This window comes from Lentihominibacter sp. (assembly GCF_046951855.1).
In the GTDB taxonomy this organism is placed as follows: domain Bacteria; phylum Bacillota; class Clostridia; order Peptostreptococcales; family Anaerovoracaceae; genus Lentihominibacter; species Lentihominibacter hominis.
Genome location: NZ_JBKTXS010000017.1, coordinates 25,655 through 43,189 on the forward strand (window position 1 = coordinate 25,655; position 17,535 = coordinate 43,189).

The 17,535-nt window shown below is 39.8% G+C and carries 15 protein-coding genes, 1 pseudogene and 1 riboswitch; of the genes and pseudogenes, 15 read left to right on the forward strand and 1 reads right to left on the reverse strand.

The genetic code is table 11. The features are described from left to right. Positions 1 to 89: 89 nt before the first annotated feature. Together ACLR96_RS06115 and ACLR96_RS06120 are read left to right on the forward strand one after the other, a co-directional pair. A complete protein-coding gene (locus tag ACLR96_RS06115) occupies positions 90 to 1,157 on the forward strand; it encodes a serine hydrolase domain-containing protein (RefSeq protein WP_177267668.1) in 1,068 nt (355 codons plus the stop codon). 101 nt (positions 1,158 to 1,258) lie between these two features. Next, positions 1,259 to 2,341, forward strand: coding sequence for a serine hydrolase domain-containing protein (locus ACLR96_RS06120; RefSeq protein ID WP_177267667.1), 1,083 nt, complete (start codon positions 1,259 to 1,261; stop codon positions 2,339 to 2,341). Here the strand turns inward: ACLR96_RS06120 and ACLR96_RS06125 are convergent. Beyond that, positions 2,325 to 3,521, reverse strand: coding sequence for a hypothetical protein (locus ACLR96_RS06125; protein ID WP_177267666.1), 1,197 nt, complete (start codon positions 3,519 to 3,521; stop codon positions 2,325 to 2,327). The two genes, ACLR96_RS06120 and ACLR96_RS06125, sit on opposite strands and share 17 nt — an antisense overlap. A gap of 156 nt (positions 3,522 to 3,677) precedes the next feature. Then, positions 3,678 to 3,788: riboswitch (SAM riboswitch) on the forward strand. A 58-nt stretch (positions 3,789 to 3,846) separates the two neighbouring features. Between ACLR96_RS06125 and metK the strand changes: the two genes are divergently transcribed. From metK to ACLR96_RS06190, 13 genes and pseudogenes are all read left to right on the forward strand, one after another. Then, positions 3,847 to 5,052, forward strand: coding sequence for a methionine adenosyltransferase (metK, locus tag ACLR96_RS06130; protein ID WP_177267665.1), 1,206 nt, complete (start codon positions 3,847 to 3,849; stop codon positions 5,050 to 5,052). 66 nt (positions 5,053 to 5,118) lie between these two features. After that, on the forward strand, positions 5,119 to 6,435 hold the full coding sequence (locus ACLR96_RS06135; protein ID WP_177267664.1) for an aspartate kinase: 1,317 nt from the start codon (positions 5,119 to 5,121) through the stop codon (positions 6,433 to 6,435). Positions 6,436 to 6,613: 178 nt separating this feature from the next. Beyond that, positions 6,614 to 8,122: an IMP dehydrogenase gene (locus tag ACLR96_RS06140; RefSeq protein WP_177267663.1), complete on the forward strand. Its 1,509-nt coding sequence runs from the start codon at positions 6,614 to 6,616 to the stop codon at positions 8,120 to 8,122. Between the two features lie 126 nt (positions 8,123 to 8,248). Continuing rightward, on the forward strand, positions 8,249 to 9,817 hold the full coding sequence (guaA, locus tag ACLR96_RS06145) for a glutamine-hydrolyzing GMP synthase (RefSeq protein ID WP_177267662.1): 1,569 nt from the start codon (positions 8,249 to 8,251) through the stop codon (positions 9,815 to 9,817). A gap of 141 nt (positions 9,818 to 9,958) precedes the next feature. Continuing rightward, positions 9,959 to 10,363, forward strand: a complete 405-nt coding sequence (locus ACLR96_RS06150; RefSeq protein WP_177267661.1) for an SRPBCC family protein — start codon at positions 9,959 to 9,961, stop codon at positions 10,361 to 10,363. A gap of 86 nt (positions 10,364 to 10,449) precedes the next feature. After that, the gene (locus ACLR96_RS06155; RefSeq protein ID WP_177267660.1) at positions 10,450 to 11,127 is read left to right on the forward strand and encodes a response regulator; all 678 of its coding nucleotides are present in this window, start codon (positions 10,450 to 10,452) and stop codon (positions 11,125 to 11,127) included. Between the two features lie 83 nt (positions 11,128 to 11,210). Next, on the forward strand, positions 11,211 to 12,125 hold the full coding sequence (locus ACLR96_RS06160) for an ATP-binding cassette domain-containing protein (RefSeq protein ID WP_177267659.1): 915 nt from the start codon (positions 11,211 to 11,213) through the stop codon (positions 12,123 to 12,125). Continuing rightward, positions 12,118 to 12,963 (forward strand): ABC transporter permease, encoded by an 846-nt coding sequence (locus ACLR96_RS06165; protein ID WP_177267658.1) that lies wholly within the window; start codon positions 12,118 to 12,120, stop codon positions 12,961 to 12,963. The genes ACLR96_RS06160 and ACLR96_RS06165 overlap by 8 nt, the downstream gene beginning before the upstream one ends. Positions 12,964 to 12,971: 8 nt before the next feature. After that, positions 12,972 to 13,889, forward strand: a complete 918-nt coding sequence (locus tag ACLR96_RS06170) for a sensor histidine kinase (protein WP_177267657.1) — start codon at positions 12,972 to 12,974, stop codon at positions 13,887 to 13,889. Positions 13,890 to 14,050: 161 nt separating this feature from the next. Then, positions 14,051 to 14,515, forward strand: a complete 465-nt coding sequence (locus ACLR96_RS06175) for a GNAT family N-acetyltransferase (RefSeq protein ID WP_177267656.1) — start codon at positions 14,051 to 14,053, stop codon at positions 14,513 to 14,515. Positions 14,516 to 14,669: 154 nt separating this feature from the next. Then, on the forward strand, positions 14,670 to 15,302 hold the full coding sequence (locus tag ACLR96_RS06180; protein ID WP_177267655.1) for a CatA-like O-acetyltransferase, family 2: 633 nt from the start codon (positions 14,670 to 14,672) through the stop codon (positions 15,300 to 15,302). Positions 15,303 to 15,652: 350 nt separating this feature from the next. Further along, positions 15,653 to 17,155 carry an InlB B-repeat-containing protein gene (locus ACLR96_RS06185; RefSeq protein ID WP_412265437.1) on the forward strand — a complete coding sequence of 501 codons (1,503 nt, stop codon included), beginning with the start codon at positions 15,653 to 15,655 and terminating at the stop codon, positions 17,153 to 17,155. A 144-nt stretch (positions 17,156 to 17,299) separates the two neighbouring features. Continuing rightward, positions 17,300 to 17,535 (forward strand): annotated as a pseudogene (locus tag ACLR96_RS06190) (GNAT family N-acetyltransferase); the annotation flags it as partial.

Sequence of the window (17,535 nt, forward strand, 5' to 3'; positions counted from 1 at the left end):
ATATTCTTCTCATAACAAGAATTCATTGAAATTACAAACTTTCATGATATTATATATCATAATTATACTTAAAAAGGAGTTGTATTTCAATGGCAAAAGAAACCGCAAAACTTGCGGATATATGTAGGGGCGTTCTTGATACTGCGAATCTCAATGATATGGCGGGACTGGCTATGGGATTGATGATAGGAGATGAGATATTTGTTGATTCCAGGGGATTCAGAAATTATATCACCGGGGATAAAATGAAACCGAACGACATTTTTCACTGTGCGTCTATATCTAAAACATTTACTTCGACAGGAATAATGAAGCTTGTAGATCAGAAAAAGCTCGATTTGCAGGATAAATTAGTCGATTTATTACCATATTTGTCAATCGCTGATAAACGATGTGAAAAAGTCAGGCTTCATCATATGTTGAGTCATATTTCGGGACTTCAGGATATCGAAGAATTGGACTGGAAATCAGCGGAAAAGGGGGAGGATTCTCTTAGGAAGCATGCTATTTCTGATGAAGTTAAAAGAGTTGTTATGAATAGTGATCCGGAAGATTTTGAATTTATGTATAGTGATCTTTCCTATGATTTGCTGGGACTGATAATACAGGAATTTTCTGGGCAGAGTTTTGAGGAATTTATTGCAGAGAATTTTTTTAAACCTGCAGGAATGGGTGATACTACGTTTCTGACTTTTGAAAGGACAGCAGGTAGTTTGGAGCTTGACAATGTAGATAAGGCCGGAATGGCTATGCCTCACAGACGGAAAGCTGACGGATCTGTCGTTCTTGAAACAGTTTATCCATATTCGAGACAGCATGCTCCCAGCTCGACTTTGACATCGAATACAGTGGATCTTTTGAGATGGGCAAGATTCAATCTTGATAAAAAAGCAGTATCTGCAGAATCTTATGATAAGATGTGGACTGAACGTGTTGACGCTCCTGACAAGGGTGCCGAAATGGGAATGGGATGGTTTATCAGAAATCAGGATGGTTTTCGCCTTATAGGACATGAAGGAGGAGATGTAGGTTTTAGAACAAGTTTCTGGCTGTGTCCTCAGCTTGATGCAGCTATGGTGATTTTGTCCAACACATCAGAGGCTCCAATTGAACCTGTAAGTGAAAATTTCTTTTCAGCTGTTGTCCAAGCATTGTGATGGTCTGACACAATATGATAAAATAGAATAGCTCATTAAAGAAAATCCGTGTCGCTGTAGCAGGCGATGGGATATATACATATGAAAGGAATTTGATTACAATGGTAAAAGAAGGATTAAAACTGAATGATCTATGTGGAGCTTTTCTCGATAAAGCTATGGAAATCTACGATGTACCAAGTGTCGCTTTGGGGGTTATGATTGGAGATGAACGATTTACCGGCGCCAGGGGATACAGGAATTTTATAACGAAAGATCCTATAGATAAAAACGATGTGTATCACTGTGCTTCCGCGTCTAAAATGATGACCGCCATGGGTATTATGAAGCTGGTAGATGAGAAAAAGATAGATCTTGATGACAGACTGGTGGATCTGCTGCCTTATTGGGAAATGGATGACAAGAGATGCAGGGATATCAAACTGTACCAGATGTTATGTCATATATCGGGGCTGCATGATGTTCCGGTAGAGGACTGGGAATGGAAATGGGGAGATAAAGTTGTAGATGCAGAGTCTCTCAGGAATTACGTAGTTTCTGATGAAGTTTTGAAAGGACGAATGCTCTGTGAACCGGGTAAGGGAGGTTTTATCTACAGCAGTATTGCATATGAGCTTTTGGGAGCCGTTATAGAAGAAGTTTCCGGCAAACTGTTTGATGAATTCATAAAGGAAAACTGCTTTAGACCTGCGGGAATGGAGAATACCACGGTTCTTACTATAGAAAGAACCGGAGGAAGTCTTGAACTTGATTATATAGATACTCTGAGAATGGCTATGCCTCATGAGAGAGATTCAGATAAAAATTTGATAATGGCGAAGTATTATCCTTACAGCAGGCAGCACGCTCCGAGCTCTACGCTTACTACCAACGTTGAGGATATGCTTAAATGGGGAAGATTCAATCTTGACAGAAAGGCGTTCTCGTCAGAAACATATGATAAGATGTGGCAAGAGTATGCGGTTGTTCCCAATAATGGAGAAAAGATGGGCTTAGGATGGTTTATGAGAGAACAGGAAGGATATCATCTGATAGGACATGAGGGAACGGACATAGGTTTCAGAGCAAGTTTCTGGATGTGTCCGGAGCTGGACATGACGATATCAGTACTTTCCAATGTCTCTGCCGCTCCGGTAAAAAGAATCAGCAAAACATTGTTTGCTGAACTTATTCATTCTTTATAAAATTGAGAAAGTCCTCAAAGTCTTCAAAATCACTTTGTATAAATTCAAAAAGAACAGGTTCTTTGAATTCATATTTTGCAGTGGTCATTAAAAAAGGAGCCAGAGGACTTGCCTTGAGTTTGTTCTCCAGATATCGTATGTCGGGAAGGCTGTATGCGGATACTATAAGCTGACCGAAATCAGTCAAAAAGTATACTCCTTTGACATCGTTGCTGAGACGGAAAACTCTTTCGTCAACATGGTCGTTGTTTTTCTTGAATGCCATAAACATTCTGCCGTTTTCGTGGGTGGACATTATGGTATCAAGATTGACCGTAAGTTCTCCTATGTTGTTATCCATATCATCGTCGGAAAGAAGAACTTCATATACAGTTATATATTCAGGCTTTGCCAGCATCATTGCAGCTTCTGCAGTGCTGATGTCAAAGCCTGAACATTTACTGAAAGAAACGACTTTCAGATTTTTTACCACTACTTTTGAAATGACTACTTCATAACTATTGTTCTGCTCTATAAGAGATTCGCAGAGATAAGAGACGGCATCGTCTTCATAAGTACGTTCAGCATCAATAACGTTTTTGCAGAAAGTAGCTTGGTGATAATTATCATATAAATCTACCGGAACACTTTTGTCGGCAAGGTAAGTCGCCCCCTGGCGGTCTCTGCCGAAGCATCTCATGAGAAAATAATTTATAACCTGATAATCAGATGTAATCTCGCTGCATATTTCATTCATGAGGGCTTTCATTTCATCGGATGTAAGCGTAGTTTCAGGCTCAGTTATAAAGCCGTATTCCCCGTAATTTGGCGGCAGGGGAAGACTGTGGATCTGATTGAATCGCTTGTAGTATGTTATAAGACCTCGGAGATGGCGTTCGGAAAGGCTTATTTTTTTTGCACCTAATCCACCTATGAGAGCTTGTTCTATATAGTTCAGTTTTTCAAAATCATTGCCTATAATACTCTTATAAGTTTCAAGACCCGCCTCTTCACAATCTATATAAAAAAATTGATGCAGATCAGAATCCGGATCTGTATCGGAAATCTTCCATCTTGCATATATTGAAAGGACACCCATTAGTCGCGTATCAGTAACATAGGCAGAGACAAAGTATTTATTCCGTTTTTCTATTGAGGAGGAAAGACCTCCTTCGATAACAGTTAATTTAGGTTTGCTCAAATTAAATACCTCATTGATTTTTTTCTGTTGCAAAAATTATGCGGTCGATACAGAAAGTATACCTTATTTGGGGAAAAATACAAGAGAAATAAAGTTAGCGCCATCTATTGACAGAGAATTTAATTGATATATAATTAATAAGGAAAATCAAATAATTCCTTATTAAGAGCGGCGGAGGGAATAGGCCCTGTGAAGCCCGGCAACCCCTGTATGTTAAAGTACAGAAGGTGCTAAATCCTACAGATATTGCGGTCTGAAAGATGAGGAAAGAAAACGGTAAACGATCTCTTTCTAATTCTGAAAGAGGTTTTTCTTTATGGAGGTAATGATGAAAAAATTATTTACATCGGAATCTGTTACGGAGGGACATCCGGATAAAATATGTGATCAAATTTCCGATGCTATAGTAGATGCTATAATGGAAAAAGACCCTATGGGAAGAGTAGCGGCTGAAACTACTGTGAATACAGGATATGCTATGATAATGGGAGAAATAAGTACAGAATGTTATATAGACATTCAGAAACTGGCCAGAGAAGTTATCTGTGATATAGGATATAATCACTGCGAGTATGGGTTTGACGGCAATGTGTGTGCTATTCTTACAGCTATAGATGAACAGTCTGCCGATATTGCCATGGGAGTCGATAAAGCTCTTGAATATAAAGAGGGGCAGCTTAATGATGAGGCGGATTTGTCTGACGAGACGGGTGCGGGCGATCAGGGAATGATGTTTGGGTTTGCGTGTAATGAAACACCTGAGCTGATGCCTATGCCTATATCTCTTGCTCACAGACTTTCCAAGAGATTGGCGGATGTCAGAAAAGATGGTATATTGACTTATTTGAGGCCTGACGGGAAGACTCAGGTAACAGTTGAATACGAAGATGATAAAGTTAAAAGGATAGATACTATAGTGATATCCACACAGCATGATCCGGATGTGGAGCTTTGCAGGATAAGAAAAGATCTGATAGAACATGTGGTAAAGCCTGTGGTGGACAGTAGCCTTCTGGATGATCAAACAAAATATTTCATAAATCCTACAGGGAGATTTGTTATCGGCGGACCTCATGGAGATTCAGGGCTAACCGGAAGGAAACTAATCGTTGATACATACGGAGGTTATGCACGTCACGGAGGAGGGGCTTTCAGCGGGAAAGATCCTACGAAAGTTGACAGATCAGCGGCATATGCTGCGAGATATGTGGCGAAGAATATGGTAGCTGCAGGGCTTGCTGATAAATGCGAGATTCAGCTGGCGTATGCGATAGGTGTAGCCAGACCTGTATCTATACTTGTCGACTCATTTGGAACAGGCAGGATCTCAGATGAAAAGCTGGCTCAGATAGTCGAAGAAAATTTTGATCTCAGACCTGCGGCGATAATCAGAGATCTGGGCCTCAGAAGACCTATATACAGGCAGGTAGCTGCTTACGGACATTTCGGAAGAACAGATATAGATTTGCCGTGGGAGAAGACCGATAAGGCAGAAATTCTCAGAAAGGCTGCTGATTTGTCAAATAAGTAAAATGATACGATGTAACCTGCATGATTGCTTTCAGCAATCAGAGATATGAAAGGAGATTTAGAAAATATGGGAGTTAAAGTCGCAAAGTTTGGAGGTTCTTCTGTAGCAGACGCTTTGCAGATAGAAAAGATACGCAAGATTATCAAAAATGATGAAGATATAAAATATGTAGTGGTATCGGCGCCGGGGAAAAGATTTTCCGAAGACAGCAAGGTGACAGATTTGTTGTATCTCTGCAAAACGCATATAGAACATAAGATTCCTTATCAGCAGATATTCCAAGTGATATGCGACAGATTCATGGCAGTGGAGGTAAATCTTGGCGTTGATGTTAATCTTTCCTATGAATTTGAAGAAATCAAAAAGAATCTTGAAGCCGGAGCCAGTGCAGATTATATAGCCAGCAGAGGTGAATATCTCAATGCTATGCTGATAGCAGCATACTTGGGATATGATTTTGTGGATTCTGCGAAAATGGTTAAATTCGATGAAAAAGGGAGATTCATGGAGGAGTTAACTGATAAAGCTATAAAGAAAGAACTTTCTAATCATGATACAGCTGTTATACCTGGATTTTACGGATCGAAGATAGACAGCACGGTGAAGACTTTCTCAAGAGGCGGTTCCGATATTACAGGAGCATTGGTGGCAAGAGCTGTTGGCGCTGATGTTTATGAGAACTGGACAGATGTATCCGGATTCCTTATGGCAGATCCGAGGATAGTGAAGAATCCTAAGCCGATTAGCACAGTTTCATATAAAGAGCTTAGGGAGCTTTCATATATGGGAGCTTCTGTGCTTCATGAAGATGCCATTTATCCGGCAAGGGTAGCAAATATTCCTATCAATATAAGGAATACAAACAGACCTGAAGATCCCGGAACTATAATAACATCCGAGCCGGCGAAGCTGGAAGAAGGACAGATAATAGCGGGAATAGCAGGCTATAAGGATTTTACTGTAATAGCCATGTATAAGAATCTAATGAGCAGTGAAAGAGGATTTATAAGAAAAATGACAGCTATCTTGGAAGATTTCGATGTACCCATCGAGCATATTCCCAGCGGCGTAGATACATTGTCTGTAGTTTTGGATAACGACGGAATAGATGGAAAGCTGGATGAGATCGTTGAAGAGTTTGAACGTCAGCTTAAGCCTGATACAATAGAGGTCTTTGAAGATATGGCGCTTATTGCTACCGTGGGACATGGGATGTCATATAGGCCGGGTGTTGCAGCAGCGTTGTTCAACGCTCTTGCAAAGGAAAAGATTAATATTAGGATGATAGATCAGGGTTCCAGTGAGATGAATATTATCGTAGGAGTAGAAAACAAGGATTTTGAAACAGCTATAAGAGCTATATATAAAGCTTTTGTATCATAATAAACGGGAGAGCCTCAGCACGGGAGATATATCCGACGCTGAGGCTTTTGCATATGAGGAGTATGGGAGTATATGTTTTTTTTGCAAACCTTTATATAATTGTTGAATTGAATTGTAAATTGTGCTGATTTGAGATAAAATGTAATATTATAGTTTGTATTAAAAGCAGGAGGTAATTATGGCATATATTTTCGATGAACCATCCAGAACATTTAATGAATATCTTTTAGTACCGGGATATTCATCAAAAGAATGCAGGGTGGATAATGTTTCTTTAAAGACACCGGTAGTCAAATTCAGAAAGGGAGAAGAATCTGCTATAAAAATGAATATACCCCTGGTATCTGCCATTATGCAGGCGGTTTCGGGAGACAGACTTGCGATAGCTCTTGCTAAGGAAGGCGGAATTTCATTTATATTTGGCTCCCAGAGCATAGAAAGTCAGTCTGAAATGGTGCGGAAGGTAAAGTCTCATAAGGCCGGATTTGTCACAAGTGACGCAAATATCAGACCGGATCAGACTTTAAGAGAACTGTTGGACCTCAAAGAGAGGACAGGGCATTCCACCACAGCAGTAACCGAGGACGGTACGGCAGAAGGAAAAATGGTAGGACTGGTGACAAGCAGAGATTATCGTATAAGCAGAATGTCTCTTGATGAGAAGGTATGTAATTTTATGACACCTTTTGAAAAGCTTATATATGCCGAGGAAGGGGTAACGCTTTCCGAAGCCAATGATATATTGTGGGATAATAAACTTAATGCACTTCCTATAATCGGTAAGAATCAGAGACTTGCATATTTTGTTTTTCGCAAGGACTATGATACACATAAGGCATATCCTGATGAGCTTCTTGACGGACATAAGAGATATATGGTGGGAGCGGGAGTAAACACCAGAGATTACAGGGAAAGGATACCTGCTCTTGTGGAAGCCGGAGCTGATGTGCTTTGTATAGACTCATCAGAAGGATTCACAGAATGGCAGAAGATGACTTTGGATTTTGTTCGTGAAAAGTATGGGGACAGTGTAAAGATAGGCGCCGGCAACGTTGTTGATAAGGAAGGATTTAACTATCTTGCAGATGCGGGAGCTGATTTTGTAAAAGTTGGTATCGGCGGCGGTTCTATATGTATAACCAGAGAGCAAAAGGGTATTGGAAGAGGACAGGCTTCAGCTGTCATAGAAGTAGCAAAGGCTAGAGATGATTATTTTAGACGTACAGGAGTATATGTTCCTATTTGTTCGGACGGAGGTATAGTTTATGATTATCATATGACTCTGGCTCTGGCTATGGGAGCTGATTTCATCATGCTTGGAAGGTATTTCTCAAGGTTTGATGAGTCGCCTACTGCAAAACTGACTATAAACGGAAGTTATGTGAAAGAATACTGGGGTGAAGGTTCTAACAGAGCAAGAAACTGGCAGCGATATGATATGGGAGGAGACAGTAAGCTCTCTTTCGAGGAGGGCGTGGACTCATATGTACCGTATGCGGGACCTCTGAGTGATAATGTAAGGCAGTCACTTCAGAAAGTAAAATCTACCATGTGCAACTGCGGGCTTCTTACTATACCTGATTTGCAGAAGAATGCAAAACTTACTGTAGTGTCAGCTACGAGTATCGTAGAGGGCGGAGCGCATGATGTTATCCTCAGAGATACTTCCGGAAACAGCAACAGATAAAGAACGGCTTTGCTGAAGCAACAGGCTAAGGCTGTGCCGATAATGAAAAATAGCCGTTATCGGCTATTTTTTCTTAGACTGCGAGGATATAATATCAAAGATATAATTTGAAAGGGAATACTATATATGAAACATGAGAAAATCATAGTTTTGGATTTCGGCGGGCAGTATAATCAGCTGATTGCCCGCCGCGTAAGGGAATGCAGCGTTTATTGTGAAGTGCATCCTTATACAATAAGTCTTGAAGATATAAAAGCTGCGAAGCCTAAAGGAATAATTTTTACAGGAGGGCCGAACAGTGTTTACGGAGATAATTCTCCACAGTATTCAAGGGAGCTTTATGATATGGGAATACCTATTCTCGGAATCTGTTATGGGGCCCAGCTCATAGCTCATCAGCTGGGCGGCAGAGTGGAAACTGCTCCTGTAAGTGAGTACGGAAGGACAGAGTTAACTATAGATGAGAAAGGCGGCCTTTTCAGGAACGTATCAGACAGGACTGTTTGCTGGATGAGCCATACTGATTATATAAGCATGCCGCCGGAAGGATTTACGGTAACTGCTCATACTGATGTGTGTCCTGTAGCGGCGATGGAAAACAGAGCAAGGAAGATATATGCTCTTCAGCTTCATCCTGAGGTGATGCATACTGAAGAAGGTTCTAAAATGTTGAGCGCCTTTGTAAAAGATGTGTGCGGATGTTCCGGAGACTGGGAGATGGGATCTTTTGCAGATGATGCCATAAAGGCTGTGAGAAGAAAGGTGGGTTCCGGAAAGGTCCTCTGCGCACTTTCCGGTGGAGTAGATTCTTCTGTTGCGGCTGTTCTTCTTTCAAAGGCAGTGGGAAAACAGTTGACATGTGTTTTTGTAGATCACGGTCTTCTGAGAAAAAATGAAGGAGATGAAGTAGAAGCTGTATTTGGACCTGAAGGAAACTACGATCTTAATTTTATCAGAGTGAATGCTCAGAAGAGATTTTATGACAGGCTTTCGGGGATCAGTGAGCCGGAGGAGAAGAGAAAAATAATAGGCGAGGAATTTATCAGAGTCTTTGAGGAACAGGCAAAAAAGATTGGAGCTGTTGATTTTCTTGTACAGGGAACGATATATCCTGATGTTATCGAGAGCGGGTTTGGAAAATCTGCTGTGATAAAATCTCATCATAATGTAGGAGGGCTTCCGGATCATGTGGAATTTAAGGAAATAATAGAACCTCTCAGGATGCTGTTTAAAGACGAGGTTAGGAAAACGGGGCTTGCATTAGGGATACCGGAATATTTGGTGTTCCGTCAGCCATTCCCCGGTCCCGGCCTTGGTGTTAGAATAGTGGGAGAAGTCACGGAAGAAAAGGTAAAAATTGTTCAAGATGCGGATGCTATTTACCGAGAGGAAATTGCGGCAGCTATGGAAGCCGGACTTATCCCTAAATCCGGACGGGAGGGAACTCTCGGACAGTATTTTGCAGCTCTTACGAATATGAGGAGTGTTGGAGTCATGGGGGACTTTAGAACATACGATTATGCTGTGGCTCTAAGAGCAGTATTTACCAGTGATTTTATGACGGCAGAGGCAGCTCAGCTTCCGTGGGAGGTTATAGGTAAGGTGACAACCAGAATCATAAATGAAGTAAAGCATGTTAACAGAGTTCTGTACGATTGTACGGGAAAGCCACCGGGGACAATAGAGTTTGAATAGCATAGCTATATACCCGTACATCGACATTTTTAAAAATGTGATATATTGTGAAATTTTACGAAACTTTTTAAAGATTTTTTGTTCAAATTTTAAGTATTTGTAGTTTAAGATAAAATTGTATTTTAGGGAGTGCATTTGTAAATGGCAATATCGAATATAAAGACTGTTATGCGGTGTGATGTTCAGAAAGTTTGGGAAGCTGTGACAACAGTTGAGGATTATGTTAAATGGCGAAGTGATTTAAGTAAAACAGAGACGATAAACGAAAAACAGTTTATTGAATATGACAAAAATGATTATCCTACTGAATTTACCGTTACTGTTTCAGTCCCATTAAGGCGTTGGGAGTTTGATATTAGCAACAGTAATATGAAGGGGCACTGGGTTGGAATTTTTTCTGCTAAGGATGGCGGGACCGAAATAGATTTTACAGAGTATGTAGAAGTTAAAAAGTGTATTATGAGGCCATTTGCAAAATCTTTTTTAAAAAAACAGCAGGTGAGGTTTTTAGCAGATTTAAAAAAATTTCTTCTTGGAAAAATTTAAAATACCGAATAGATGTATTTTTATATATTTATGTAAGATATATATCAGGAAAAGTTCTGTTTTGTTGAGCACATAAGGGGAGAACAATGAAAAATATTATCGTCATTGAAGATGATACGGATATAAATAATATAATAACAAAGGCTCTCGAGAAGGCAGGGTATAATTGTACTCAGGCGTTTTCAGGGACGGAAGCCCTGATTTATCTTGAAAGAGAAAATTATGATCTGGCAGTAATGGATTTGATGCTCCCGGGAATTGCAGGTGAGGAGCTTTTGCCTAAGATAAAGACACTGCAGAAAATTCCTGTTATGGTGGTTTCCTCAAAAGACAGTCTTGACAGTAAGGTAGGGCTTTTGACGGATGGAGCTGAGGATTATATAACTAAACCTTTTGAGATTCAGGAACTGGTGGCAAGAGCAGGAGTTCAGATACGACGTTTTTCCGAGAAAAAAGACAGAGACTCTGAACAGATGCAATACAAAAATTTGCTTCTGAAACCGTCTTTCTTTAAAGCTTACATAAATAATGAAGAGATATTTTTGACAAAGCAGGAGTTTAAGATTCTTGAACTTTTGCTCATGCATCCCGGCAGAGTGTATTCAAAGCAGGATATTTATGATTACGCATGGGAAGATGTATATATAGGAGAAGATAAAACCATTAATGTGCATATCAGTAATATACGAAAAAAGTTTAAAGAAGTTACAGAAGAAGAATATATCGAAACTGTATGGGGCATAGGTTTTAGGCTTGCCAGATAACTTTATACTTTCTTTAACTTTGCTTTGCGTTTTATTGGTGATTTCACTGTAGAATAAAGATGTGAAGCAAAGGAGGAGTTTAAATGGAATACTTACTGTGTACCAATGGTTTAACGAAACAATACGGAAGGCATAAAGCTGTTGATTCTGTGAATATTCACATCAGACAGGGAGATATATACGGATTGATCGGGCGCAATGGTGCAGGAAAAACAACAATACTGAAAATAATAAGTGGTCTGGCATCACCTACAGCAGGAGATTTTACGCTGTTTGGAAAGACAGGAAAAGATGTGAGTCCGTATATGTCCCGCATCGGGACACTGATAGAAGCTCCCGGTGTGTATCCCAATATGTCAGCAAGAGAAAATTTGAAACTTAAATGTCTGGCTATGGGAGTGAGGAAGAAAGGCTGTATAGACGACTTACTTAGGATAGTGGGACTTGAAAATACGGGCCGGAAAAAAATCAGGAATTTTTCACTTGGAATGAAACAGCGTCTGGGTATTGCTCTTGCGCTTGTAGGAGATCCGGATATCGTTATTTTAGACGAACCTATTAACGGTCTTGATCCACAGGGGATAGCTGAGATACGGGAGACTCTATCGAAACTGAATAAAGAGAAAAACATAACATTTATTATTTCGAGTCATATTCTGGAAGAATTATCAAAAATTGCAACTAATTATGGGATTATACATGACGGTGTATTGCTTCAGGAAATGACAAGAGAGGAGCTTCTTGCAAAATGCAGCGAGAGGATTGAACTAAAAACTGATGATACCGGAAGGGCTTGTACTGTCCTTGAAAGTATGGGAATCAAACGTTATAAAGTCGTGGATGCCAGCACCATTCAGATTTTTGAGCGACTGAATGACAGTGGAGATATCACTATGTCTTTAGCCGAAAATGGCGTAAAGACAATGGGGATAACTGTCAAGAATGAGGCTCTTGAAGATTATTATCTTAATTTGACTGGAGGTGCTGAATATGTTTAATTTAATAAAGATGGATACGTATCGTCTGATACATTCAAGATCTACATGGATCATTCTTATTTTTGTCATTGCGCTGGCGATTTTTAGTGCTGTTATGACAGATTCTGATATAGAATTGATGAAAAGTGATCCTGTGAATGCAGTTACAGAAGAGGAATCCGGCAGGCAGATAGGAATAGCTGTTTGGCCTGACCCTGAATGGATGACAGGAAAAATCGAGGTGGGCAGCCTGATAAGTTCAGAAATAAAAAGCGGGCTTCTTTCCATTCTCTGTGTAATATTTGCAGCTATGTTTGCTAATGCTGAACAGAAAAACGGATATATTAAGAATATCATAGGACAGTTTCCTGGCCGGGGAGTCTTGATAATTTCCAAATTTACTGCTATAGCAATTCAAGTTTTTTTTATGATAGTTGTTTTTTCACTGGTTACGGCGGCAACGGGATTTATATTATGGGGCAGTGATCTGTATATGGGATCAGTTTTATCTTTATGCAAATTCCTTGGTGTTCAGTATCTTCTCCATTTGGGATTTGCATTGCTGATCATGTTTTTATCAATACTGACTCGCAGCACAGCCTTTAGTATGACGGCAGGGATACTGATTTGTGCAGGTCTGGAGGTTCCTATATGTTCCGCTGTCAATAAGATGGTATATGATATAAACCCGGTATGGGAATTTGATATTAATAATTATCTTTTGGATGGCAATATAACTATGACAGGCATATCAGCATCTTCAGATGAAATGATGAGAAGTGTTTTGGTAGGAGCAGCATTTGCTTTTGCGGCGGTTATTCTTGCTATAACGGTGATAAAAAGACGCGATATCAGGTAGGAGGACGTATGATAATATGGGCGGCTGCCGCTACGGCTGCGGCGATTACTGCAACTGTGATATTGACCGCTTACAGACGGCAGGTCAGGAGGACATGCAGGCAGCTGACCTTTATAAACAGTAAGCAGACAAATTTGCGGATTACATCAGAATTACCTTTTCCCGAGCTGAATGAATTGACCGACGGAATAAATGAAATCGTAGATATATCCCGCAGAATACAAAAAGATTCTCAGCACAATGAGGAGAATCTGAAAGAGATTATTACTAATTTATCCCACGATATCAGAACTCCGCTTACATCTATGGACGGATATTTTCAGCTTCTTTCAAAGAGTGATAAAGAGAATGAAAGAAACCACTATATTTCAATTATACAAAACAGGATAACCAGTTTGAAAGATATGTTGGAAGAACTGTTCACCTATACAAAGCTTCAAAATGAGAATTACCGAATCGATATGGAGGTTGTTGATTTTGCGAAAATTGTATTTGATACGGTTTTTTCTTTTTATGATGAATTTGAAGGAAAAGACATGCATCCTCAGATAGATTTTTTCGAGGGACATTTGCCTGTTTCAGGAAATGCCGAGGCAATACGGCGTGTGATCCAGAATATAATAAAAAATGCGCTGGAACACGGAAGAAATAAAATAAGGCTTGCATTGTATCAAGAAGGCGAACAAAATATATTCTGCTGTGAAAACGATATGACAAATCAGGAGCAGCTTGATATGGAGCGTATCTTTTCAAGATTTTATAAAGCAGATTCTGCCAGAGGCAGTGCGTCTGCAGGTCTTGGTCTTGCAATAGCAAAAGAACTGACTGAGAGAATGAATGGAAGTATAGCAGCATTTGCAGAAGAAAATGTTTTTCGTATTGAAATACGATTTGATGTATATACGGACAAGTCCCTGGTAAAGTAGAACATGGTCTTGTCCGGTGGTTTGTAACGATGGAATACTGTTGCAGATGAGTTTTATTGTCATAAGACAGAGGCTATAAAAGATCCGGGTGTTAAACGGCAAGGAGAGCCGTATATTATTTCATATATGAAATTGAATTGGCTGCGGCAGGGAGAAAGAATATGAAAATCATAAGAATAAGAGATCACACAGATTTTATATGTGAAGGGGCGGAATGGTTTCATTGCAAATGGGGCGTATCTAAAGAAGCATATGAAGAAAGCATGAAAGAGAGTTTTGATAATGAAAGAAGTGTTCCGCAGTGGTATGTTGCTGTTGAAGGAAGGAAGATAATCGGCGGAGCGGGAGTTGTAGAAAATGATTTTCATAACCGCAAAGATCTTAAGCCCAATATATGTGCATTATATGTGGAAGAGGAGTACCGCTGTAGGGGAATCGCAGGGGAGCTTCTGGCATATATCTGTGATGATATGAACAGAATGGGTATTGCAACTTTGTATCTTATTACAGATCATACATCGTTTTATGAAAGATATGGATGGGATTTTCTCTGCATGGTTCAGGGAGAAGATGATTCTGATATGAGCAGGATGTATATTCATAATAGTTCGGCGCAGAATGTTTGAACTTGAGATTGAAGTGAAAGAATTTATTTGAGGTGATGGCATAGAGCTCTGTTATCTCAATGACAAACAGATGGGTGACAAATATACATGTACTTATGACTGTATTTGATAAAGCGCAGAGAAAGAATAGAAGCATTTTTTAGGAGTAATTAAAGTGAAGGAAATAGACGTAAAAAAGACAAGCCGTGCAGAGGCTTTTGAACTGTGGATGAGTGCACCGATGCCTATGATAACTTTTCATAAAACCTTGGATGTCACAGGGATTGTAAGATACAGTCGCCGGCATGGATACAAATTTAATATGCTGATGTGTTGGTGTATCGGAAAAGCTGCCTCATGTACAGAAGAATTTTATATACTTCCTGTGGGAGACAGGCTGATAAAATATGACAGACTGGCAATAAGTACAGTCGTTGCTGCACAAAACGGAAAAATCAGCACATGTGATATTCCATTTAATGAAGATCTGCAGGCTTTCAGTGATGATTATCTAAGGCTTTTAAAACGAGTGCAGAAGACAGGTGAAGCCTATGAGCTGGGTGATGATTTTATGGTGATAGGAACCTCGGCTCTTGTAGAGTATTGTATTGATGGCGCAGTGAATATTTATGCCGGAGTTTATAATAATCCTTTTTTGATCTGGGGGAAGTACAGAAGAAAATTCATAAGAAAAATACTTCCTATGTCGTTTCAATTTCATCATGTACAGATGGATGGTCTTCATGCAGCTGGTTTTTTGAAGCGCCTCCAAGAGGAGATGGATAAGTTTAAGGCGGCTGGAAGATGATGTGAACAAACATAAATATGCTTTAAGAACAGAAAAATATTTGCACTGAAAGAACTGCAAAGTATGAAAGTTTGAGAAACTATGATCCCCATGGAGCAAACTCTCTGATTCAGGTTATTATCTAAAAAAATCAGAGTACTGTGGTATCTTATATAAGATAATATATGTATGCACAGTGTGCGAAATGAGGTGGAAAGAAATGAAAAGAAAGAAACTCGTGTCCGGCCTCCTTTTGTTAGTTATGACAATAGGGGGGGGGTATAATACCCTTAACGGCATCAGCTGACACAGCGGACGGCTCGGATAATACAAACGGTAAATTCACACCGGGCAGGACAATAACCTATTATATGTCTCAGTCAGATAACAGCAATAAAGGATATATAGTGGATTATGCAGCAAACAACGGGCTTACCGGTTGGGGGAATACTCTTAAAGAGGACGAAGCTGTGGAATCCAAGAAAACTGTATCAGATGGAAGCGTATATTGCACTTATACTCTTGATTCCGACAGACAGATAGATTTTGGCGATGGCGAGGAAAAAGCATATACTATAACGAAAACTTATTCTAAGTCTGTTCCGGCACAGGAAATAAAGGCAGAAGGAAAGGAGACCTCTCCTAATAGCGGAAACATCGGAACTATAGGTGTAGGCGGAGGATCTCTTCAGAGATTTCTTGCATACAATACTATGCCTGACGGAAGCGGTACTTGGTACAGATACGGTCAGACTATACCTGAGGATGTTGATGAATTATATGTAAAAACAATAAGTTACATAAAGATTTTAAGCATAACTAATCTGGCTAAAGGATCATCCATATCTTTAGATATGGACGGTACCGGCGAGACCTCGAGAGAAAATCCTAAAGTGATCGGTGTCCATGCCGGAGCTATAAATGATGACAGTTCCAGCCTGAATTTGACAGCGAATTTTACTTTTGATGATACTGTTGCCCAGATGGTGTTCGGCCGTACTGATGAGATAAATAAACAGCAGAATGCTGATGGGAATGGTTATATAACTCATGTTGATCTTAATGTAAAACTTGACTCCAGACTGCATCTTAAAGGTGATGACGACAGTATCACTGTGAAATTTACGGGCGGGTTTATACCGTATGTAGATGGCAAAGTTCCTGAGCCGGATGTAGGAACGAGATGTACTTATACATTTAAAGTAAACAGGTCTGATATAGCAGATAACAGTTTTACTATAACCACGGTTTTGGATGGAGCTGAAGCGGCAGAAAATCCGGATCTTCTCTATGAAGATTTTAAGTCAATGAAACTTGAAGCAGAGGTTGATATCCCTGAAGATATGGCTGAATATGCGGCTGATCCGGGAAGTAAGGAGCCGGAGGAATCGTTTATTAAAGCAGAGGGTAATATTCATGTAGAAGCAGCCAGAACAGGCAGTGCCACAGGGACTAAGGGTGATCTTGAAGCAGATCCCATATATGCGCAGCTTCAAAATGATATTCATAAAATAGAATATGTCACTAACGGAGGCGATCTTGAGGATGGCGCTGCAGACAGCGTAATCTGCGGAAAGACATTTTCAGAGCCCGGTATAACGAGAGTAGGTTATGTGTTCAAAGGATGGTATGTTGATGAGGCCATGACAGAAGCGTATGATTTTAGCACTCCTGTTATTAAAGATGTGAAACTTTATGCTAAATGGGTTTCGGATCAGTCGCCGGGAGGGGAAACAGATAAGCCTGGAGACGGAAATCAGGAAATCAAAACAGGCGATGACAGTAATATGATATTCTGGCTGTCAGTTATGGCGGCAGCTTTATGCGGAACAGCAATTCTTATCTTTTACGGAAGGAAGAGAAGGGAGAAATAGCAGTATATAGATTAAAAATCACCGTATTTACTAAGTACGGTGATTTTTTTGTGCAAACTGCTTAGGGTACAGTTAAATAAAAATTTATGATAAAATTATATAATGACGATATATTTTTACGGAGGATTTTGAGCGATGAGTCATCTGCAGATAACAGAAATAATCGAGAATAAAAATAAATATATGGATCTGCTTTTTCTTGCTGATGAGCAGGAAACTATGATTGATAAGTATCTTCAGCGGGGGATGATGTATGGTTTGTTTGATAATGGAATAAAAGCAGTTTGTGTTGTCACCGATGAAGGTAAAGGAATACTTGAGATAAAGAATATCGCAGTTGATCCGAAAAGCCAGAGGAGCGGATACGGACGGCGGATGAT